Origin of the sequence: Stieleria magnilauensis (assembly GCA_007753675.1) — a bacterium.
Classification (GTDB): domain Bacteria; phylum Planctomycetota; class Planctomycetia; order Pirellulales; family Pirellulaceae; genus Stieleria; species Stieleria magnilauensis.
Genome location: CP036432.1, coordinates 830,380 through 851,794, shown reverse-complemented (window position 1 = coordinate 851,794; position 21,415 = coordinate 830,380). Strand labels below are relative to the sequence as shown.

The 21,415-nt window shown below is 58.2% G+C and carries 12 protein-coding genes; 8 read left to right on the top strand and 4 right to left on the bottom strand.

Features of this window, described 5'->3' with window-relative positions:
• Positions 1–18 precede the first annotated feature (18 nt).
• Positions 19–1,662: an MBL fold metallo-hydrolase gene (locus tag TBK1r_RS03115; RefSeq protein ID WP_145207486.1), complete on the top strand. Its 1,644-nt coding sequence runs from the start codon at positions 19–21 to the stop codon at positions 1,660–1,662.
• A gap of 103 nt (positions 1,663–1,765) precedes the next feature.
• Positions 1,766–4,723, top strand: a complete 2,958-nt coding sequence (locus tag TBK1r_RS03110) for a CRTAC1 family protein (protein ID WP_419580915.1) — start codon at positions 1,766–1,768, stop codon at positions 4,721–4,723.
• A 12-nt stretch (positions 4,724–4,735) separates the two neighbouring features.
• On the opposite strand, the gene TBK1r_RS03105 is transcribed toward TBK1r_RS03110, so the two are convergent.
• The gene (locus tag TBK1r_RS03105; RefSeq protein WP_145207484.1) at positions 4,736–7,753 is read right to left on the bottom strand and encodes a CRTAC1 family protein; all 3,018 of its coding nucleotides are present in this window, start codon (positions 7,751–7,753) and stop codon (positions 4,736–4,738) included.
• Positions 7,750–10,743: an FG-GAP-like repeat-containing protein gene (locus TBK1r_RS03100; RefSeq protein WP_419580914.1), complete on the bottom strand. Its 2,994-nt coding sequence runs from the start codon at positions 10,741–10,743 to the stop codon at positions 7,750–7,752. The genes TBK1r_RS03105 and TBK1r_RS03100 overlap by 4 nt, the downstream gene beginning before the upstream one ends.
• Positions 10,744–11,034: 291 nt before the next feature.
• Here TBK1r_RS03100 and TBK1r_RS03095 point away from each other — a divergent pair, with 291 nt between their 5' ends.
• The 5 genes from TBK1r_RS03095 to TBK1r_RS03075 all read left to right on the top strand — a co-directional run bounded on the left by TBK1r_RS03095 (position 11,035) and on the right by TBK1r_RS03075 (position 18,903).
• Positions 11,035–11,223: a hypothetical protein gene (locus TBK1r_RS03095; RefSeq protein WP_145207482.1), complete on the top strand. Its 189-nt coding sequence runs from the start codon at positions 11,035–11,037 to the stop codon at positions 11,221–11,223.
• A gap of 953 nt (positions 11,224–12,176) precedes the next feature.
• Positions 12,177–13,403: a DUF1559 domain-containing protein gene (locus TBK1r_RS03090; protein WP_145207481.1), complete on the top strand. Its 1,227-nt coding sequence runs from the start codon at positions 12,177–12,179 to the stop codon at positions 13,401–13,403.
• Between the two features lie 234 nt (positions 13,404–13,637).
• Positions 13,638–14,810: an ISAs1 family transposase gene (locus tag TBK1r_RS03085; RefSeq protein WP_145207480.1), complete on the top strand. Its 1,173-nt coding sequence runs from the start codon at positions 13,638–13,640 to the stop codon at positions 14,808–14,810.
• Between the two features lie 1,123 nt (positions 14,811–15,933).
• Complete coding sequence (locus TBK1r_RS03080) at positions 15,934–17,562, top strand: GumC family protein (RefSeq protein WP_145207479.1); 1,629 nt, start codon at positions 15,934–15,936, stop codon at positions 17,560–17,562.
• 21 nt (positions 17,563–17,583) lie between these two features.
• Positions 17,584–18,903 carry an O-antigen ligase family protein gene (locus TBK1r_RS03075; protein WP_145207478.1) on the top strand — a complete coding sequence of 440 codons (1,320 nt, stop codon included), beginning with the start codon at positions 17,584–17,586 and terminating at the stop codon, positions 18,901–18,903.
• On the opposite strand, the gene TBK1r_RS03070 is transcribed toward TBK1r_RS03075, so the two are convergent.
• Complete coding sequence (locus TBK1r_RS03070; protein WP_145207477.1) at positions 18,881–19,579, bottom strand: hypothetical protein; 699 nt, start codon at positions 19,577–19,579, stop codon at positions 18,881–18,883. The two genes, TBK1r_RS03075 and TBK1r_RS03070, sit on opposite strands and share 23 nt — an antisense overlap.
• Before the next feature lie 277 nt (positions 19,580–19,856).
• On the opposite strand from TBK1r_RS03070, the gene TBK1r_RS03065 reads away from it, so the two are divergent.
• The gene (locus TBK1r_RS03065; protein ID WP_145207476.1) at positions 19,857–20,537 is read left to right on the top strand and encodes a calcium-binding protein; all 681 of its coding nucleotides are present in this window, start codon (positions 19,857–19,859) and stop codon (positions 20,535–20,537) included.
• A gap of 109 nt (positions 20,538–20,646) precedes the next feature.
• Here the strand turns inward: TBK1r_RS03065 and TBK1r_RS03060 are convergent, their stop codons facing one another.
• Entirely contained in the window at positions 20,647–21,309 is a 663-nt protein-coding gene (locus TBK1r_RS03060) for a glycosyltransferase family protein (RefSeq protein ID WP_145207475.1), read from the bottom strand.
• Between the last annotated feature and the right edge of the window lie 106 nt (positions 21,310–21,415).

The following is a 21,415-nucleotide window of genomic DNA, read 5'->3' as shown; positions in this document are numbered from 1 at the left end:
GCCCCGGCATCGATTTCGATGACCGTCGCAAAGCTCGTGTTCGCGCCCGTTGTCCTGGCCATCACCATCGCCTCCACCGGCTGCTCTCCGTCCTCACCGCCTCCGCCGGGCAAACCGATGGAAACGCTGGTTCCCGCGGTGGAAAAGAACAGCGATTCGAAGACGCAATACCCGACGCAATGGCTGGGGGGCCAAACTCTGACCGTCGCCCCAGGCGTCCACGTGCTCGGGGAAATCAGCCCCAGCGCCGTGCACGCCATCGAAACCGACGACGGCATCATCCTGATTGACTCGGGCGGCGACGAACAGGCGCGCGGAGTGCGTGAATCGTTGCTGTCGGTTGGTTTGCGGCTGGACGATGTGCGCTATGTGTTGATCACCCACGCCCATTACGACCACGTGTTCGGCGTCAACAAGATCCGCGAGATGTCGGGCGCGACCGTCGCTGCGGGCAAAGACGATTGCGAAGTTCTGCGCAACGCGGACCTGCCGGCGCTGTATTCGGTGTTCCCCAAAATCCCCTACTCGGGCGATCCGATCCCTGTCGACGTCGAACTGCGGGACGGTGACACGATCGAATTAGGCGGCGTCACGATCGAAGCCATCGCCACCCCCGGCCATACACCGGGCAGTACGTGTTATCTGCTCAACAAGGACGGTCAAGAAATCCTGTTCTGCGGCGACGTCATCTCGTCGATTGATTTTGGCCCTGCGACCTACGCCGCCAAGCTTTCACCCAAGTATCGCGGCGACGCCGACGCGTTTGTGGCCACCGTCGATCGCCTGCTGCAGCGCCCGCCCCCCGACTTGCTGCTGACCGGTCACCCCCGGCAACAAAAACGATTGCAATCGATTCGGCTGGATCCAGCCACCTGGAAAGGGCTGTTGGAGCCCGCGCGTACTGAACTGCAAGCGATCGCCGATCGGCATCGGCGCGATGGCGCCGATTTTCTCGATGGCAGCGCCAAACAGATTGAACCCGGTCTGTATTACCTGGGAGACCTGGATGGCACCGCCGTGTACGGTTTGCTTCGCGAAGAGCAATTGTTCGTGGTCAACGCTTCCGGCGGAGAAGGATTGTTCGAATTCCTGAGGACGCAACTTGAATCGCTGGGCGTGACCCACACGACGCCTGCGGCGATCTTGCTGACGTCTGATTTGCCGGAGGCCCGTTCCGGACTGGCCTCCGTCGCAAAAAACACGGTTGTTTTTGCGCCGCGATCGGTGGCTGATTCACTGAGAGCCGAGGGGTATGTCGTCAAAACGCCGGCGGATGCGGACGCAGCGATGCCACTACCCGTCGAGGTGACGGAGTTACCCATTGGGCTATGCTATTCTTATTCGACAGACGGCAAGACGGTCTTGCTGACTCCCGCGGCACCGCGAAACCTGTCCCTGGTCTGGAAGAACCGGCTCAACGGACGTAAGACGATGGGCGACCTGCAGCCGCAAATGAGTGACTTGCTGACCGAACTCAATGCAGCGGCCGACCGAGTGGTGGACTACCGGAAAACGTTGGAAACATTGAGTCGCTTTGAACCCGATGTCTGGCTGCCTTCTTTTCCGCTAACCGATCAAAATGCCAATCTGTACGACGACGATTGGCACGACACCCTTGAAAACAACCTGCGTCCGGTCGAGACACTCGAGCGCCGCTTTTGAAGTGGCGACCATGGCCGATCGAACGTCAGAACGCCGCTGCCCGGCGGATCACGGGTCGAACGATCGTTCGATGAGTGCCGTAACGATGAACATGAATCGATCGATGCCCCGTACGCATTCTATGTCCCTGACCTGGCTGTTCGGCCTGTCCGTCGTGTTGGCTTGCGCCGGTTGCGGCACGGGGGAACGTGCAACGTCACCTCCGGAAACGGCCCCCACGCAGTCGGGCGACGATGATACGTCTCGATTGGAATCGGCGTTTGCGTTGATGCAGCAGGGACAAACCGATCAAGCCCTCGAACTCATCCAGCAGGTCCTGATTCGGTCTCCCAAAAATGTCGATGCGTTGAGTCTGGCGATCGAACTGTACAACCAGCGCGGCGAATTTTGCCAGGCCGCCGATCTGGCAGCAACCGTTGCCGAAATTGATACGGCGCGGGGCTCCCAGATCCTGATCCGTGCCTTTGATTGGAATCTGCGCTGCGGCGACTTTGCGGCGGCGGAAACGAATTTGCGGCGTGCGGAAGCATTGGACCCAAACAACGTCGATGTCCATCGCATGCTCGCTCAATTGCTCAATGCACAAGGCCGGCGTTTCGAAGCCAGTCGACACGTCCGCCAATTGATCCGGCTTCGGTCGGTGCAGCCCAACGAGACGCTCAGTTTGATCGACCTTCAGGGGCCCTTTTACCTGGTCTCGTTTGCCGACTTTGTCAAAGACAACGCCGTCACCCTGTTCTCGCTGGGCGAGGCCCGTGAGCTGTACACGCGGATCAACGCCGAGGCGAGCGAAGTGTTGGCGCTGATGCAGCGGATTCGGCAGGCGTTCCCCGACAGTGCCGCCGCGGCAGCACTGCACGGGCGAATCCTTGCCGAAACCGGTCGACAAGAGGCGTTGGCCGAATGGGCCAAAAACGTTCCCGCAGGGACGCAGGAACAACCCGAATACTGGAGTGCGATCGGCAGCTGGATGGCTTTGCAAGATCGTCACGAGGAAGCGATTCGGGCGTTCGGCGAGGCCCTTCGACGCGACCCCACCGATCGTGAATCATTGCGTTCGATGATTCAATCCTTGGTCTCGGTCGGCCAGTCATCACGGATCCCCGAATTACGTCAACGGCTTGCGGTGCTCGATCGGATCTTTCGCATCGCCAAGGAGGCGGACGCCGAACAATCGCTGTGGATTTCCCAGCGGCTTGGGGAACTCGCTCGCCCCTGGGAATCCTGTGCCTGGCTGATGCGGGAGGCTCAACTGTCCGGGGCCATGTCCGAGCGTGTGCCTGAATTGAACCAACGGCATCAAGCCATTCTCGCCTGGGAACGTGGCGCCAACGAAACGCAGATCGGAACGGCACAGCTGACACGTCTGCTCGGATTCGACATCCAACAATGGCCGTTACCGGAGCTGGACAGTCGCAAACCCACCACGCCCGCCGATCCGACACCATCGGCCGATCAGGGACTACGTTTCGTCGACGTCGCACCCGAATTGAAACTCGAAGCACGTTATGTGGGTGGGTTCGCCACCGATGGAAGTGAGTTTTACCCGTACGAAGTCAACGGAGGCGGACTGGCGGTGCTCGATTACGACTTGGACGGCCGCTGTGATCTCTACATGGCGCAGTCCGGTGGCACTCCGGTCGAACCGGGTTCGTCCATGCCAAACCAGCTGTTTCGTTTTGTGGCCGAAGGTGGCTTCGGCGAAGTCACCGAGCAAGCCGCGGTGGGCGACCGCCACTTCGGCCAAGGTGTCTGCGTCGGTGATGTGAACCAAGACGGATTTCCCGATCTGCTGGTTGCCAACATCGGCCCCAACGTTGTCTACATCAATCAGGGCGACGGCACGTATCGTGATGCGAGCGGCACGCTGTTGGACAGCGCCGCCAACTGGACCTCATGCATCGGCCTGGCCGATCTGAGCGGCGATGCGCTCCCCGACATCATCGAGATCAATTACATCGACGATCCGCTGGCGTACACGGTCCGTTGCACGGACGACCACTTGCCATGCCAACCGCAACGCTTCAATTCCGCCTCGGACCGCATTCTGAAACTGCGTCCGAACGGGCAATTTGCCCCGTGGTCCCAGGCCGCCGAGATGCGATCCAACCCGAAACTCGGCTTCGGATTGGTCATCGCAAATTTTGACGGAAAGCTGGGCAACGATTTTTTCGTCGCCAACGATGGCGATCTCAATCATTTCTGGGTCAGTTCCACACCGGCCGCAGCCAGCGACGACCGATTCTCGATCGTCGAATCGGCCGCTGTGCGGGGCTGCAGCATCGGCAAGGGCGGTGATAGCCAGGCATGCATGGGTGTGGCGTCGGGCGATTTCGATCGCGACGGACAACTCGACTTGCACGTCACCAATTTCCATAACGAGTCGGTGAATCTGTTCACACAAAATGAGCCAGGATTCTTCTTTGACGAATCGCTGCGGTACGGACTGCACGATCCGTCCTTTTCCGTGCTCGGGTTTGGAACGCAGGCGGCCGATTTCGACAACGACGGTTGGCTTGACCTGGCCGTCTTGAACGGACACGTGTTCGATGCCCGGGACGAAGGCATTCCGTTTCAGATGATTCCCCAACTGTTCCACGGCAGCCAACAAGGTTTTCAGCTGCAGGACCGATCCACCGCGGGCCAATACTGGAAACAGCAACAGCTCGGACGCACGTTGGCGACGCTGGATTGGAATCGCGACGGACAGATGGATCTGGTTGCCAATCATTTGGACCTGCCCGTCGCGCTGTTGCAAAACGTCTCCGAGTCGCAGCACTGGATTCAATTCGAATTGATCGGGGTGGATTGCGAACGCGATGCGATCGGTGCCGAGGTGCGGATCCGAGCCGGCCAAGACCGCTGGAGTGGCTGGCAAACCGGCGGCGACGGTTACATGTGCAGCAACGAAGCGGTGGTGCACTTCGGGGTCGGTGCGGTTGAGTCCGTCGATCAGGTAGAAATCCGCTGGCCCGACGGTCGCACCGAGACGTTCGAGAACGTCAACACCAACACCCGTTATCTGGCTATCCAGGGCACCGAGGGGCTGGAGAAGCGTTGATCTGGGGTCCGTTCAACGGCGATACAGCCCCGATTCCCCTTCAATGACTAAGTAGCGATGGTTCGCTTCGACGTCGCTGAATCGTTGGCTGCGGCCCGATGGCCAATCAATCACGATCTGCTCGATGGATTCGTGTGGTCCGATTCCGAAATCGATCATCGGCTCGTTGCTGCACAACAACCCATCCCCACCGACCATCCAGCCCACCCAGCTTTGATCACCGATCGTGAGGGTGACCTTGGCACCGATCGCGTCTCGCTCGCTGGACGTCCCGATCAACTCCAATTGCAGGGCATTTTCGGTGGCGGTCTGATTCTCCAACAATGCCGCAGGCGCGTCCAAGTGGTTCGTCACCAAGTCGGGCTTCAAGTCTCGGTTGAAATCCAAGACGGCCATGGTGCGGCCGAGGGCGGGGGTCGACCAATAGCGGTCGGCCGGGTTCTTCAATTCAAACCCGTCAGCGTCGCCGCGAAAGAACTGGGGCTGCATCTGATAGGCACGCCCACGGTGACGGTGGTCGGTCACGTTTCCGTTGAGCACGGGCAAATCGAGCCAACCGTTGCGATCAAAGTCGATCGCTTGCGTGCCCCATCCGACCGTCATACGGGTGTCTTCGTACATTCCGCGTTTCGCGTTGACGTTGGTGAACACACCCGGGATTTCCTGGCTGTACAGGTCCGCCGCTTGGTTCCAAAAATTGGTGATGTGCAGATCCAGCAAGCCGTTGCGGTCGAAATCACCCGCGGCGATTCCCATGCAACCTTGCCGTTGGCCGAGCAACCCGAACGCACATCCGGTGATCTGTGCACTTTCCCGCAGCGTGACCGGGGCCGACTGGGAATCTCGATGCGACAGCCAAAAATGGTTGAACTCGGTGTCGTTGGCGATAAATAGATCGTTTCCGTTGCGGTCGTCAAAATTCGCGATCACCGCGGCGAATCCATAGTTGGGTTTTTCGTCCATTGCGACAAAGCCATCCCACCGCAGGATCTGACCATCGGGACGAATTTGCCAGGCACGATCGATTGCGGGACGAAACACGCTGGGGTTACAGGCGTCTTTCTCGGGCGTGCAACCGATCGTCAGCGCGGTCGGGTCGTCGATGTAATTGATCTCAACGATTTCCGGCAAATGATCGCCGCTCAAGTCGCCACACGCGATCGATGACGTCCAATCCCCGCGGGCGTCCGGTGCCGCCATCGGCTGACGCCGAAAAGTTCCGTCACCGTTGTTTTGGTAAACCACGTTCGGGCCGATGTTGGCCAAAATCATATCCGGAAACCCGTCTTGGTTGATGTCGGCCACGGCGACTCCCTGACCGTAACCCAAGTCTGCCGTTCCGGCGTCCGTCGCCACGGAAACCCACGCCCCGGTCGGCAAGTTACGAAACAACTGATTCGGCTCGGAACCACCTGCGTCGAACGCATCGCCACCACCTTGGGTGAAATAGATGTCGGGCGAGCCATCCAAATCAAAGTCGATGACGCCGATTCCTCCGCCGGTCAGCTGATGCAAGAGCTGGGTGTTGTCGGCAGGATCATCGCCACTGTCGTATTGAAAAAACAAGCCGACTTCGGCCGCGACGTTGTTCAATTTGATTTCGGTGACACGTGATTCGTCAATCGCATCCCCGCTCCGATCCCTCGAATCGTCCGCTGCGATCGCCGAGGCGGGCGGTAGCGGCCAGTCCTCCGGCGCGATGCCACAACTGGCGAAATGGTCTTGATCCGCAGTCGGATCACTTGCCGCTTGCTCACTGTTCTCCAAAGCGTTCCGTTGCTCGCTGACACGCCGGCTCCACTCGTCGCTTCCGCCATGCGTTTTCAAGGACACCTGTCGCCAGGCGATCGCTTCCCAAGGCCGATTCAACGCATCCAGGATTTCTGAAAGTCGGCTCAGTTCCGCAACCGTGCCGGGCTCGCCACCGATCTTGCTGGTGATTATTGCGGCCTCATGCAACAGCGAAAAACGCCGACTGGCACATTCGGCCTCGGTTGCTTTGCCGAGCGTTTGGAGAGACCGAGCCAACGCAAGGAACGAAAACCGGTCCGTTTCATCCAGGCGGACGGCTTCAACAAAACATCGAACCGCTTCCGGATGACGATTCAGACTTTGCATCCGCGTCCCGAGCGCGTACCAATACTCCGGTTCGCGCTGGATGCCCGGCGGAAGCGATTGCAGGTAAGCATCCAGCATGGTGTCGAGTTTCAGGTCGGCATAAATCCGACAGCGAAAGGCGGCGATCGGCGTCGACTGCGGGAACCGTTGACTGAGTTGTTCGATCAGAACCCTGGCTTGTTCCAGCTCCCCTTCTCTGCGGAGCCGTTTGGCTTCGGCCAAAGCCGCCGGGGGCAACGCTCCGTGGAAGCTCGGTTTGGGCATGGAGACGTCGATGAAGGCTTCTCCATAGGTGTTCATGGCGAACAGTTCCTTCTCGGTGATATCGCCGGAACGCGCCAGCCGACGCAAGTACTTGGCCGCATCGATGCGTCGGCCTTGGTTGTTCAACAGCGCCGTAAGTCGGTGATAGACGGCATTGATGCGGGGCGCGTCCATGGTCGCGTTCAATTCAATGACCTGCTCCAGGCTCGCCTCCGCCTCGGCGTATTGGCCCAGGTCCAGGTACAAGTCGGCTGCCAGCAAGGCCGCATCGACAAAGGCGGTCAGGTCTGACGGCGGAATGGACCGCAGCAGCTCACAGGCGGCGACCGGATCACCGGCTTCGGCTTCACATTTGGCGTACAGCAGCAACGCCTCCGAAGGAACCTGGTCCGACATCAACAGCGGGCGAAGCTCGTCGCGGGCCCCGGCGAAATTGCGTTTCCCGAAGAATCGCTCCGCCTTTTCGATCCGCTGGCGATCTGTTTTTGGAGCCGCGTCAATCGCCCGCTCGCGCCTCCGCTGGCTTTGCAGCAGTTCCGCGGCCCGTTGTTCGTCGGAACCGCCGCCACAGCCGATCACCGAAAAGCCGACGGCGACGAAACCGACGGCAACGACCTTCACCAGGTAGCGTGTGCGATAGATATTCAACGATGACCCTGCAATTGAAATGCGTCTTCAGCCCCTTCGACCAGGACGTAATCGTAGCCTCCCTTCAGCACTCCGAAGGATTGTATCGTTCCGGAGGGCCACTGTATTGTGACGTTTTCGGCGCTGTCCTGCTCGCCCAACGCGACCGAAATTCGACGTTGATTGGTACACATGTAGCCGTCACCGGCGGTCAGCTGCTGGGTTAGCGCTCGCGTGCCCACGGTCGCCGTGACCACCGTGCCGATGGCATCGCGTTGCGTTCGCGTGGATTTCAAGATCAGCCCGATCGACTGCCCCGCGTTTTCGGTCCGATTGACCAACAGGGAGACGGGCTCGTACAGATGCGTGATCGCCACGTCGGTTCGCCCGTCCCGGTCGACATCAATGGTTGCCAGGGCGCGGCCCAAGTGTGGCTGGGAGAAATAGCCCCCCATCCCGTCCAGGCTCAATTCTTCCCAACGCCCCGACGGCAGACGACGAAAGGTCTGCGGAGGCATTTTGTACTGCACGTCGGTGCGATGGACGTCATCGACATGCCCGTTGGTGACCATCAGTTCGAGTGATCCGTTGTTATCAAAATCCACCCATTCGGTTCCGAATCCCAGCAGTTTCATCGACGGCTGACCGAGCCCGACCTGGAACGAACGGTCGGCCCAGAAACCCGGTGAGACCTGTTCGTAGTACGTGTTGTGATCGTCGGCAAAGTGGGTGAGAAAGAAATCGATGTCTCCGTCGCCGTCCGGATCGGCGGCGGCGATTCCCATCGATGCCTGTGACGTCGCATCCCCGCTGAACCCGACGCCCCGGGTGGCGGCCAAATCGACCATTTGGAAACGCCCGTCGGTCCGCTCGGGCGACCAGAGGTGATTGGCCGTCATGTCATTGGCGACATAAACGTCCAGCCCGCGGCGCTCGTCAAACTGCCCCACGACCAGACCGAGTCCGCGTCCTGGCGTCTGCGTCTGGATCCATTGATCCGAAACGTCACTAAACGAACCGTCTCCTCGGCCTTTCCAAACACGGTCCCGCTCGGCTTCGAACAGCAACGGGGGACACGTCGAAAAGCCGTCGGCATTGCGGCACGGTCGTTCCAGCGGTCCTCGGCCGGCACAGTAGTTGGTCGCAAACACATCGGCAATGCCGTCGGCGTCCAGATCGGCAATCACAGCCGACGTCGTCCAGGACTGATCGGTCAGCCCCGCGGCGATCGCGATTTCGTCAAACGTCCCGTCACCGTTGTTTCGAAACAGCCGGTTCTGGCCGTAATTGGAATCAAAGATGTCGGGGAAGCCATCGTCGTTGAAATCGCCAACGGTGATCCCCTGGGAAAACCCGGTGTCGTGATAGCCAGCGTGACGCTCCACCGAGACGAATCCGGTTCCTTGATTTCGGAACAGCCGATTGGACGAGGAGTCCGATGCGAGGGGCTTGCCGTCTAACATTGCCGCGGCCACGTCGGGCCAACCGTCCAGATCAAAATCGATCACCCCGACACCACCGCCGACACTTTGATAGATCCAGTGCCCTTCTTGGATCGCTTCCGGGGCAATCTCGCAGGTGTGGATCAAGCCCCGTTGCTCGGCCTGATCTTCGAACATCAACGGTCGCTGAAAACTCACTTCCGCGGCACTCGATCGGGGCTGAGTCAGTTTCCAGGCGATCGTCGGCAAATCGCTCAGATCGATCTGTCGATCCAGTTCCCTCTCCGGCAACACCCACGGCGTCGTGGCCGTCAACTCGGAGCGGATCGCCAGGTAGCGATCGCGAAGATCCGGCAGACGTTCTTCCGGCAACGTCGTCGCGAGTCGTGCCCAGCCCTCGGCTTCCCAGACCCGGCCGAGTGCCAGCATCCCATCGGCCACCTGCATGGCAGCTCGTTGCGAACGTCCGCTACGCTCCAAATGCGTCTTCAGCGCATCGCGCAGGGCAGCCAGTTTGGTGATCCGATCGGCAACCACGTCGGCGTCCTCGGATCGACCGATCAGGGTCAGGTTCTGGAACAGACCGTTGAGAGCCGAAGGCAAGGCGTGGGGACTCAGCCGGATGGCCTGCCAGTAGGCCCGCGCTGCCTGCTCGTGCTGCCGCTCTCGCTCGGCCCATTCACCGGCAACCAACCAGTACTCGGGCAACGTTTCGATACCGGCGGGAAGCTGCTGCTGCCAATCCAGGATCGAGTCGTATTGATTCAATTCCATCAGCGCTCGCCCATAGAGCGCCTGCGCCGGTGCAAAATCAGCGTGGCGTTCCAGCACCGGTCTCAAACGGTCGGCCACCGACTGCCAATTCGACTTCATCGCGTCCAGGCGGGCGAGGCAATACTGCGGACGCAGATCATCACCCGATCGCTGCAGCATCGACTGACACATCTCGCCGTCAGGTTCCACCCGCGCAGGATCGGCAAGCACCTGCAACGATTCCGGATCGCCTTGACCGTGTTGGGCCAGCCACTGCAGCGACGGCAGGGCCGCGGGGGTTTGCCCGACCATCGTCGCCAGACCGACCAGGTCAAATCGCGGCTGGGGACGATTGGGGAATCGATCGACGAAGGTTTTTAAGGCGTCGATCGCATCGAAAGGCCGACCGGCGGAAACCAAGGCATGAGTCAACTTGTCCAGCAGCGCCTCGTTGGGCGACTCGTCCGAACTCAACGACGCCTGATACCTCTCGATCGCGACTTCCCGATCTCCCTGCCGCGAGGCGACGTCACCGGCCAACTCGATCGCCCGGGCATCGTCCGGGTGAAGCAGCAGGTGTTTGCGAATCGAAGCCTCGGCATCGGCAATGTCGCCCCGCGCGAGTGCGTTCGCCGCGCGTGCGAAGTAGTCTTGCTGGGTTTGATCCTGACCATCTGCTTCATCGGCCTGCCCCGTTTGGCTAGATCGCGGCGCGGCGCTTGCATCGATCGGCGATGCCTCAGGTTTGCCGCAGCCGGGCATCCAGAACAGGATCCCTAACAGAACGAGCAGCCGGACACCCACGTTGGGCGTCAAACGGATGTACCGGCTGCGACGGTAGCGCGTAGGACAACCAGCGGAACAGCGCCAACCGAGTCGGAACATGAAACGGTTGCGGGGTTGGCGAGTCATCATGCGGTTAATAAGAGAGCTGCTGTTTGATTGCGGTGTGGCACTCGGTGCGATCGGGGTAGCGACACGGGTCAACGATCACCGGTTTACGGAACTTGCGCCACGGTGGCGAGCCACTTGATTTTAAGCAACTTAAGGATAACATCTCCGCTCTAGAAACCGGTCAAATTAGGAATTCTTACCCACGAGATTCACATGGCTCGCAAACTTCTGTCTTTGATGGCTCTGGCTTGTTTCCTCTGTGCAGTACCTGGATGTGGTACCGGCGGTGGTGAGGCGGCGTTTGAAGAAACCTCCGCACAGACCCAAGAGGAAATCCAAGAAGCCGAAGATTATGGGGAAATGATGCGGAAACAAGAACTCGAGAACTTTAAAAAGAAATAGGAAACCTTTCTCGTTGCGCTCCTAACACTAAAGTGCCCCACCCAGAGAGCGACGCGAGCTGAATTTGAGAATTGAAAAGTTGGCGTGCGATTGTGCACGCCGGATGTGTCCCTCGACCTTCGATCAACCTGCCGCCGTCGAGCCTATTTGATTCAAACGATCTGCCGAATCAACACGGCGACGTAAGGCGTAAGCGGGGGTGGCCCCTGGCTGACGCTTTCGGGTTTCTTCCAACCGGCCCGCTGACGTTCAAAGAAGGGCTGGCATTCTCAGGTCGGTGAGACCAAGTGGAAGTCTTCTGAGCCCCAGGTGTGTCGGTTACCGGTGCCGGTCGATCGACAGCGAGCGAGCGGGAGAATCCCTCCTTACCACTGACCGTGCATCCCGAGAGCAGCGTTCTGAGAGCAGCGTTCTGAGCGCAGCGACGTGGGGCGGTCGGTTACAGGCGCGAAGTCTTGGCCTCCGAAACGTTGGCCTTGGGATCGCTGGCCTTGATAGCGTGAGCCTTCGGGAGGGTGTGCGACGACAGGTGACCAGTCCGCCAGAGAGTAATAGCCCGCCGGGGCTACAGGACGAAAGCACGACGTCGCGTCCCCTGATTGGCAACGAGCGGATGTTGAACCCGGGTTACTGCGCCGAATTGCCCTAGCACCTTTGTGATCAACAACCCCTACCTTGGAACTTGCGTTTTGCAGCCATCCGCCTTGCAAAACGCAGCGAATGAATGGAAGCGGTTTATAAAAACTGCCTTTATGAAAATATTTAAGATTCCAGCGATTCTTTCGAGGCTTTCTGGCGTTTACTAATGTGAGAAGGACTGCCGAGAATCGGGGTCCGAAACTATACTCGGTTTCAATCGCTGGATTGACCGAAATCCCGGGAGCGTCAAGTGGATGCTCCCTGTGTGAAATGAACCTTTTCTTAATTGAAGCGAACTGTCTTCGGAGATGCAAATGAAGAATCGATCCCCTCAACGAAGTGGTTTTACACTCGTTGAGCTTTTGGTAGTTATCGCCATCATTGGTATTTTGGTGGGTCTACTTTTGCCCGCCGTCCAAGCTGCACGTGAAGCAGCGCGGCGGATGAGTTGCAGCAACAATTTCAAGCAGATCGGCTTGGCGTTGCACAACTACCACTCGGCGTACAAGAACCTGCCGATGAACGCGACAGGCACCTATGATCACCCGCGTAACAATGACAATTTTGACAACCGGTTTTGCTTGAGCTGGATGGTCGGAGTCCTGCCGTTCATTGAGCAGCAGGGATTGTGGGACCAAATTTCCAATCCGTTTAACAAGAACCGTGACGGCTCGATTCGCCCCGGGGTGATACCGGCCAATGACGCCCCCTATCCCGCGATGGGCCCCGTGCCGTGGAACGAGAACTACCAACCTTGGTTGACTCAGGTTCCCGGTTTCCGCTGCCCGAGTGACCCGACCCAAAGCACCCCGGCACGGGTCGCATTCACGAACTACTCGGCATGCCAGGGCGACGCCTACTTTGAAGGCCACCACGCCGGAATCAACTGGAACGGTGTTCCCGGAACCGACGGCACCTGGGGTGACGAAGCCCAAGCCCGCTGGGCACGAGGGGTTTTCCGCAACCACCACTTCACCAAGTTCCGCGACATCCTTGATGGCCTGTCCAACACTATCGCTGCTGGCGAAAACATGGTCGACGCCCGCGAACGATTGGTCGCGTCGGTCCCCTATCAGGACAACACCAGCAACATGGCCTTGCCACCGAACCACTGGGAACAGTTCGTCGACCCCGATCGCCCGCAATACTGGGACGATAGCGTGATCAACGGTCGCCCAGGTTTGGACGAGTCCGCCAACCACGGTCGTGGTCGTCGCTGGCCCGATGCCCGTCCCCAGTTCTCGATGTTCAATACGATTCGTCCCCCAAATAGCTACAGCGTCTACCGCGGACACGGCGACTTTGGCTATGGATCGGCATCCAGTCTGCACCAAGGCGGTGCACACATCCTGATGGCCGACGGAGCGGTCGTGTTCATCACCGATTCGATTGAATCCGGCGATCAAAACCAAGTCCCCTACAGCAACAACGATCCGAACTTCGGAACCCGAGGTGCTGGCAAGCAAAGCCCGTACGGTTTGTGGGGAGCCCTGGGAACCAAGGCTTCAAAAGAAACGATCCAAGAATCGCTCAATCAATAGTTGAGCCCCATCGTTACGATCCTTACCGGAAGGGATGCAGCGTTCACGCTGCATCCCTTCTTTTTTTTGCGCAAAGGGTTGCCTCGCGAGTGATCCGCCAACGATCAGTCGACGGCCGTCAGCCCAATGCCACGACGATCGCACCAAAATCTGGTTTCAGTATTCGTTGATGTCTTGCCTTGGTGAACCCCTCTGCTAATAAATTCAGCCGGACTGGTTTTTCACTGCCCTGGTATGGAGATGGCAATGGCTTCCCAAATTGACGTGTTTCACGAGTGTTTTGATCAGGTCAGCGACCCGCGAGTTGCCGGACGGACGATCCATCCGCTCAACTCGATTCTATTCTTGGTTGTCGCGGCGGTCATCGCAGGCGCGGATGGTCCCGATGAGATCGAAAGCTTCGGTGGAGAGAAACTCGACTGGCTCTCCAAGTTCGCTGACTTTGAAGCTGGAATCCCTTCTCACGACACCATCACGCGAGTGCTGTCGTTGATAAAGCCCGCGGAGTTTCAAAATGCGCTTCTGCAGTGGCACTCGCACCTTTGTGAACTTGCCCATGCATCTTCCGATTGCGATTCCAAAAATCACACAGGTCCCATCCACGTGGCGATCGATGGCAAGACGGTGCGAGGGTCCTACACCGATGCGGAAAAATCCAACGCGATTCACATCGTCAGTGCCTGGGCCACCGAGCATAGTGTCACGCTCGGACAAACCGAGGTCGACTCCAAGTCCAACGAAATCACGGCGATTCCCGAATTGCTCGATCTGATCGACGTGCGCAATTCGATCGTGACGCTCGATGCCATGGGATGCCAAAAGTCGATTGCTGAAAAGATCATCGAAGAAGGTGGCGACTATGTGTTCGCCGTCAAGGACAACCATCCCAAGCTTTGCGCCGCCATCGCTGACTACTTTGAGATGGCCCACAACGAAGGGCTCAAAGACCACGGTGTTCGAACCATCACCACGCTTGGAAAGCAGGCCGGGCGAGACGAAGAACGCTTCTATGCGACTTGTCCGATTCCCGAAGCGCTCCGCGAACTGACCGACCAATGGAAGGGAGCCAAAAGTATTTGCCAAGCGAATACATGCACCACTCGTGGCGACAAGCAATCAAGCGATGTCCGGTATTACATATCAAGCCGACCGGCAAGGGTGCGTGAATTTTCAAATTGCGCGCGTAAGCATTGGGGGATTGAGAGCATGCACTGGGTTCTCGATGTGGTGTTTCATGAAGACTCCAGTCGGCTCCGAACCAAAAACGCGACGTCGAACATGAGCTTTGCTCGCCGGTTTGTCACAACGCTCCTCAAGCGGGACACTCGGAAGAAGAGTCTCAAGCGGAAACGCAAAATCGCTGGCTGGAACACTGACTTTCTCGAAAAACTCCTGTTTGCAGCCTAATTTTGGTGCGATCGTCGTGAGCCCAATGCCAACTCCATTGACACCAAACGGGGTGCTGTTTGTTAGCGGTAGGGCGCGATCCCACTACCGCTCAATCAAGAAGTGACTTACCCAAACATGGCTCCCCTCTCCCCCGAACAAGCCTCTTGGTCAATGCGGATTCATCATGCCCGCCAACTGATTTTTAGTGAGCGAAAACGTTGCGACGGGTAGAGGCTTGTTTGGGGGAGAGGGGCAGGGGGTAAGGGGGAATCCGCAAGACCCAACAAAAACGCAATCACAAGGCCAAGGGGTTTGCTCGTGATCAGCGCGGCCGATCGAATGAATTTGAAAACGCGGTTTAGCTGATAGCGACGCAATTGTGGTTGCGCCGGAGGAAAGTTTCATCGTGAGCATTCGATGGGCGGTAGACCACTGATTTCTCCTGAGTCGATTTGATGCAATTCGCATTCCAGCGTATGACATACCGCCAGATCTAACCGGGTTTCGAGAGCGCATCGTTGCCGTAATCCAGCGACTGCGCACAGAATAGATCCCCCTCACCCCCAGCCCCTCTCCCCCAATTCCTAACTCGCTTAGGCTCGTCAGGAATCGGGGGAGAGGGGAGCCATGGCGTTTAACTTTTGCTTCTCGATTTAGCGGTATTGGGCGCGAGCGTCCGAACCCCGAACCCGCCACATCCAGATCGACCGAGCGGCGCCCAGCACACGCTGCGATTCGGGTGGATGACACACGATGATTCCGCCCGCTGCAGGCAGGGATCGCGAAGCGCCGGCGGTCTGGCTGTGCCAGATGCGGCTTCCTTTCCGGCGACGCAGCCTGCCAAAACCTCTCCGTCTGACGTCGCAGCTGCCCTAAAACCCAAGTGTCTAACCAACTTGAGTGAAATCCGTCGGTCGCCAATCATCTTGCACTCTTTGCGCCGGGGGCTGTCCGGGGGGCGTCGACGTGGGACCGGATAACCGTTCATAATCTCAAAAACGCACCCCGGACGCTTGTTTCTGCCCCTGAACCAAACCGTTGCGGGGTCGTTGTCCCGACTCGAAATTAGCATCGAGTCTGTCTTCGCCCATCGGTCACTCCCCAGTTCACGTCCCCCAGTTCAAATCGTTGTACGAATTCTATGAACTCCTTCTTAATGTGGCGGGCTTCGCTTAGACGTCACTGGTTTGCCGCCGCGTTTTCCTTCGTGACTGTCATTGCCATTGCGGTGGCTGTGGTGTTGTACGCCCCGCGGCAGTACCGTTCCGTTTCCAAGCTGCTGTTGCGCGTCGGCTACGAAAGCGCAACGTTGGACCCCACGATGTCGGTCGTCGGGAACCCCGACGCCCCGGTCAAGACTCGCGAAGACGAAGTCGAAACGACGTTGGACGTGATGCACAGTCGGACGATCATCCAGGATGTGGTCGAGCGTCTTGGCCCCGACTTGATCCTTGACGAAAAACTTCCCAGTGCCGACGGTGCCTCTGAAGAACCATCGAAAAATCGTCTCGCAACATGGATCGGCTCGTTAAAGACCTGGGTCAGCAACATTGATCCGATCAGTTCCGAAGAGCGAGCGATCCGGGCGTTGGAAAACTCGATTGATATTTCGGCGTCAGAGAAATCGAGTCTCGTCAAGGTTGAGTTCGAGTCAAAGAACCCTCAGGTTGCTCAGACGATCGTCTCCACTTGGGTCGATGCCTATTTGGCTCACCACGCGCAAGTCAATCGCACCCGCGGCACCTACGCTTTCTTTCTGGAACAGGACACGGAGCTGAAGCAGCAACTTGATGAGGTTCAAAGCAAAATCCGAGACGCCAAGAACGCGGCCGGATTTGCCACTCTCGATGGTCGCCAAACCCTTTTGGAAACACAGCTTGAAAAGGTTTCCAGCGAACTCTTTAAAGTCGAAGCGGATCTGGTCGAGTTCGGGATGCGTGCGGAAACCTATGCCGACCTGTTGGCAAACTCGGTCGCTCGCACCGTGACGGAACAAACCAGCGGACTTGAACGGAAGTCGCACAACGACATGAGGACGACCCTGTTCCAGTTGGAAGTGCTTGAAAACGAGTATGCTGCGAAATTCAAAACGGGCCATCCCAAGCTGACTTCGATTCGCGAACAACTCGAGAAAGCTCGCGAGATCGTTGACGCTCAAGAGTCGGAACTGACGGAGTCTCGGGAGGTGATCAACCCGACGCACCAACAACTGTTCGCCAGCCAGATTGTTGACCTGGCTTCGGAAAAGTCGCTTCTGGAACGCAGGAAGAAACTGCAAGAACAACGGGACTACCTGCTCACCGAAATCAATTCGCTGAACGAACACGAACAGCGGCTATCCAAACTGCAACGCGACGCCTCGGTTCTGGAGGAACGTTACAAGCTGCATTCGGTGATGCTCGAACAGGCGCGGTTGAACGAGGAATTGGAATCACACCGGATCACCAGTATCAACGTGTCCCAGCCGGCGACGCTGGAGGAACGGCCTGTCTCGCCGAACAAGCCGCTATGTGCGATGGCCGGCTTGATCGCCGCGTTCGGCTTGGCGATGGGTGTTCCCGTCTTGCTGGATTTTCGGTCGTACCTGCCGATCGACCCGGCGCCCCAATCGCTCGGTCCTGAATCGGCGGCGTTGTGGGAGGAATCATCGTCTGACTTGGCCGAGCCGCCGGATCACGTCAGTCCGTCGGTACCGATCCGGATCGACCAAGCGGAAGTCGTCAGGCGCGAAACCGAGGCTGAATCTCCCGTGGCTACGCGTCCACGTTGATCAACGTCCCCCTGGGAAGTCATGTTTCGATCCGACGCTTACTTGCAACGCATCACGACGTTCGGGGTTTGGGCATTACCGATCCTGACGTTCACGATCCCGAGTCGTCTGGAACCGTCCACGTTCGCTTCGCTTGATCCGCTTGTGATGGTCAAGCTGCTGATCTTGCTGGTCGTCTTTTTTGCCGGCTCGGCTGCGATCCTCGCCCGGCTCCCCGATGCAAAGACGCGATGGGTGTTGCGCCCCCTGTATCCGTTCTACCTGTATTTCGCCTGGGCGATTTTAAGTGTTCTGTGGACGCCGCGGCCGGCGATTTCGCTCTGGCAAGCCGGTGGGTTGGCGAGTCTGCTGGTGCTGGCGTCGCTGATCGCGTTGGTGGCAACCCGGCAAGACCGCACCGAAGCACTGTTGCGCATGCTCGGACAAATGTTGCTTGCGTTCAGCATCTTTGTGATCGCCATCCAACTTTTCGTTCCCGATCTTTCTGGATTGGATCGAGGCCTGATGATGGGCGGCAACTCCGGAATAGTTCACCCGACGGCGGCAGGTGCCAACGCATCCATCGGCTTGTTGATCTGCGTGCTCTGCCTGTTTGTCGGAAAATACAGGTGGGCGCTGCGGGGGGCGCTGATCGGCGGCGTGGTTCACGGGACGGTCTTGTTCTATGCCAGTAGCCGGATGGCGCTGTTGATGGCTGCGTTGACGGTCGGCATGGTGTTGTTTTTCTACGCCAGCAACCTGGTTCGTGCCGCGACGATCAGCCTGTTCGCGGTGCTGCTGCTGGTGATCGTACTGGTCGATCCGTCGTTCGGCTCGGTCCTCGATTCCAGGAGTCCGACCGTTCAGTACATCACGCGTGGGCAATCCGCCCGGCAATTGACCAAGGTGTCGGGCCGTGAAGAAATGTGGACGAAGGTTTGGCGGGAATACACGAAATCCAAGTGGATCGGGCACGGCTACTTCATCACCAGCGAAGAGGGAAGGCTTGAAGTCTGGTCGCTGAAAACCAATCACACGGCGCATAACATCTACCTTCAAATCCTGGTGTCGACCGGTGTCATCGGTCTGCTGTTTTTCCTCGTGGCGATCGGCAATCTGGTCGTCAAATTCAGCCGCTTGGTCCAAGGCGATCGTTCGATGCAAAACTTGGCCACCACACTTGCTGTGGTCGCCATTTGGTACTTCGGCTGGTCGCTGTTGTGTGTTTCGTTCATGGGTCCGGTGCGATCCGAATCCGTGGTCTTCTTTGCCTTGATCGGGATCGCACTGGGCCGATTGCCGAGCCTTGCCGGGGAAACGAGCACAACAGGCCGACAGGCTAGAACGCCCCTTTTGACCTGAGCGTTCTCTCGGCCACGCTGGCGGTGTCCAGCACCTCCGCCTTCGTGCCCTGAGCGTACTTCAGCAAAAACGGACGGACGAAACGCGTGTCACCGATCACCAATTCTTCTTCCTGGTGCACTTGGATCTCTTCGCCCGCCCGATGGTCATACACCATCAAGTAGTCCAGTAGGTTCAGAACACGGATCCCCTGCCCATCGCGGTCATAGATACACAGGTAAGCGTATCCGTTTTCGCGCAGATGAGCGGTCTTGATGTCTCTGCCCAAGGTGTACGGAACGATTTGAAGGATCCCGCGTTTGACCGCCTGGACGAACTGCCGCCCGGGAATGCCGTCTCGCATCAGGTTGATCGCGCCGGTGGTCGTGAACAAGGCGCGCGGATAATTCAATTCCTGGTGCTCGGTCACGGCGCCGTAGAGCACCTCGTACATCTCCAGATCGGAAAACTCTGGAGCGACCTGCAGCTTGTCGATATAAAACAACAACCGGTACACCGCCCCCGATTGATCCCGGATGGCGTTGACCCAGCCCTCTTTTCCGTCCTTGTTTTCCCCGTCGACGTACAGAGATGCCAGCAAGGGATCGGGGCGAATCATCCGCCGGACCGCATCGCGACGACTCTCCGCCTTGACGTAACTGCGTGAAGGCGATTGGTAAGCGGCCTTTTCTGGCATGGGAAAGCGTCCAAAGCGAGTGCACAAAACGTCCTTCACGATCAATCGTATCTGCCCTCGCTCCGATCATCAATGTTCGCGTTGTAGAAAAACGATTTGTAGACGTCAGGGCAGGGCAGCGCAGGTCGCGGCCGGCATCTGACGCGAAACGGGTGCCCGATCTGAAAAAAACGTCAGCAACTTGGCGCAATCGTTTGACACATTTCCCGCTGCTGTCCGCTTGGAGTCCTATCAACGGACCCTTCACCAGCTCACTTCAGTCACGGGAACTCGAACCATGTTAAGAAAACTGACCTTTTGCCTCGCTCTGGCAGGATTTTGTGGCGTTGCCAATGCAGGCGTGTTCGCCTTTGACGACGGCCCGACTCGCGTCGTCATGATTGACGGCACTTCGGCCAATGACGAGTGCGAAATCAAGTTTCGGGACGACGAAGATGACGATGCGATCGAATCTGGTCGAGTCGAAGTGGAACTCAATGGCCAAGAGTATGAATTCGAAGCCGTGGCCGGCCCATACACCCGACTGTATGTCATCTTTCGCGGCTGGAACGGGGACGACACACTGACCGCGAAGGACCTCGCGCTCGATTTTCCCGAGTTTTTCTACATCTACTTTGATGGCGGAAACCACGACGACAATTTCGATAACCAAACCGACATCGACAGCACCGCACGTGGCGGCTACGGCGAAGATATCTTGCTCGGCGGCGGCGGAAACGATGACCTGGCTGGCGGACGAGATTTTGACATCCTGATGGGCGGCGACGGGAATGACGACATGAGTGACTACGGCGACGGAATCCGTGACGAAATGTACGGCGGCGACGGTGCCGACCACTTCGGACGAATCGTCTACCAACGCACCCCTGGCTCGCGACGCTACACGCTGATCAGCGGAAACCGATTCATGGACTACAACGGCAGCGAGGGTGACAGCTACGACTTCGAAGTCCAGTGATCCGTTCTGATCGGTAAACGCCAACGGCAGACGCACAACGTGCGTCTGCCGTTTTTTGCGTTCGGAACCCTCGTCGAGGATTTGAAAACTGCAGCGTCAACGACGTCATTCAGGACAAAGCCGCTCCCCACTGGTCATTACGATTTTTCTGCAAGAACTGCTCGACGCGAGGCAGTTTGTCGGGACCACGAAAGTGCAGGAAGTGGGCCAGTTCGGCGCGGAAGTTGGGCACTTGATCATGCTGATTCCAACGCCACGACAAGGGCGTTGGGGTCACACCGGTTCGCTTGACCATCATGCAAAAGTAAACCTGGTCGGCAAAACGCGTTTCTTCGACGCGGGTCCCGAGCGATTGAATCGAATCGGCGATCGTTCTCACGTAATCGCGTGTGATCAGGATCACGCCGCTGTTGTACATGTCCCGAATCGTGAAATCGTCAGCAATTTGATCGTGAATGCGTTGCAAGAAACGTGGCGCCACCCAACCGGACGGCTTCATCGCGATCTCGGAAAACGGGACCTCAAACAGACTCGGCGCCCCCCGTCGCACAAGGATATCGCTGTCCAGGATCGCAATCCGGTCATAATCAGAGTCGCACAATTCGACTAGCGCTTCCCAATAAGCGAACACGGGGCGACGATACGTCTGGCTTTGCGTCATCACACGAAACGCCGCCTGATGCGTCTCGGCATAGCGACGCATCCGAGGAATCGTGTGCTTCGCGACTTCGTCTTCGCCGATGCTGACGGTCAAGAGCAGATCGCGTGTCACGGGCGTTGAGTTGGTTTGGAGGGCGAGACAGTTCGACGACGAGGCAATCAGAGGCGGTGATTTGAAGTATATTCTCTGCTTCGGGCGTACCTTTCAACAAGTACGG

What these genes read in the sequence shown, in the direction of transcription:
- TBK1r_RS03115 (WP_145207486.1), top strand. Translation starts at nt 19, where the DNA reads ATGACCGTCGCAAAGCTCGTGTTCGCGCCCGTTGTCCTGGCCATCACC.
- TBK1r_RS03110 (WP_419580915.1), top strand. Translation starts at nt 1,766, where the DNA reads ATGCCCCGTACGCATTCTATGTCCCTGACCTGGCTGTTCGGCCTGTCC.
- TBK1r_RS03095 (WP_145207482.1), top strand. Translation starts at nt 11,035, where the DNA reads ATGGCTCGCAAACTTCTGTCTTTGATGGCTCTGGCTTGTTTCCTCTGT.
- TBK1r_RS03090 (WP_145207481.1), top strand. Translation starts at nt 12,177, where the DNA reads ATGAAGAATCGATCCCCTCAACGAAGTGGTTTTACACTCGTTGAGCTT.
- TBK1r_RS03085 (WP_145207480.1), top strand. Translation starts at nt 13,638, where the DNA reads ATGGAGATGGCAATGGCTTCCCAAATTGACGTGTTTCACGAGTGTTTT.
- TBK1r_RS03080 (WP_145207479.1), top strand. Translation starts at nt 15,934, where the DNA reads ATGAACTCCTTCTTAATGTGGCGGGCTTCGCTTAGACGTCACTGGTTT.
- TBK1r_RS03075 (WP_145207478.1), top strand. Translation starts at nt 17,584, where the DNA reads ATGTTTCGATCCGACGCTTACTTGCAACGCATCACGACGTTCGGGGTT.
- TBK1r_RS03070 (WP_145207477.1), bottom strand. Translation starts at nt 19,579, where the DNA reads ATGCCAGAAAAGGCCGCTTACCAATCGCCTTCACGCAGTTACGTCAAG.
- TBK1r_RS03065 (WP_145207476.1), top strand. Translation starts at nt 19,857, where the DNA reads ATGTTAAGAAAACTGACCTTTTGCCTCGCTCTGGCAGGATTTTGTGGC.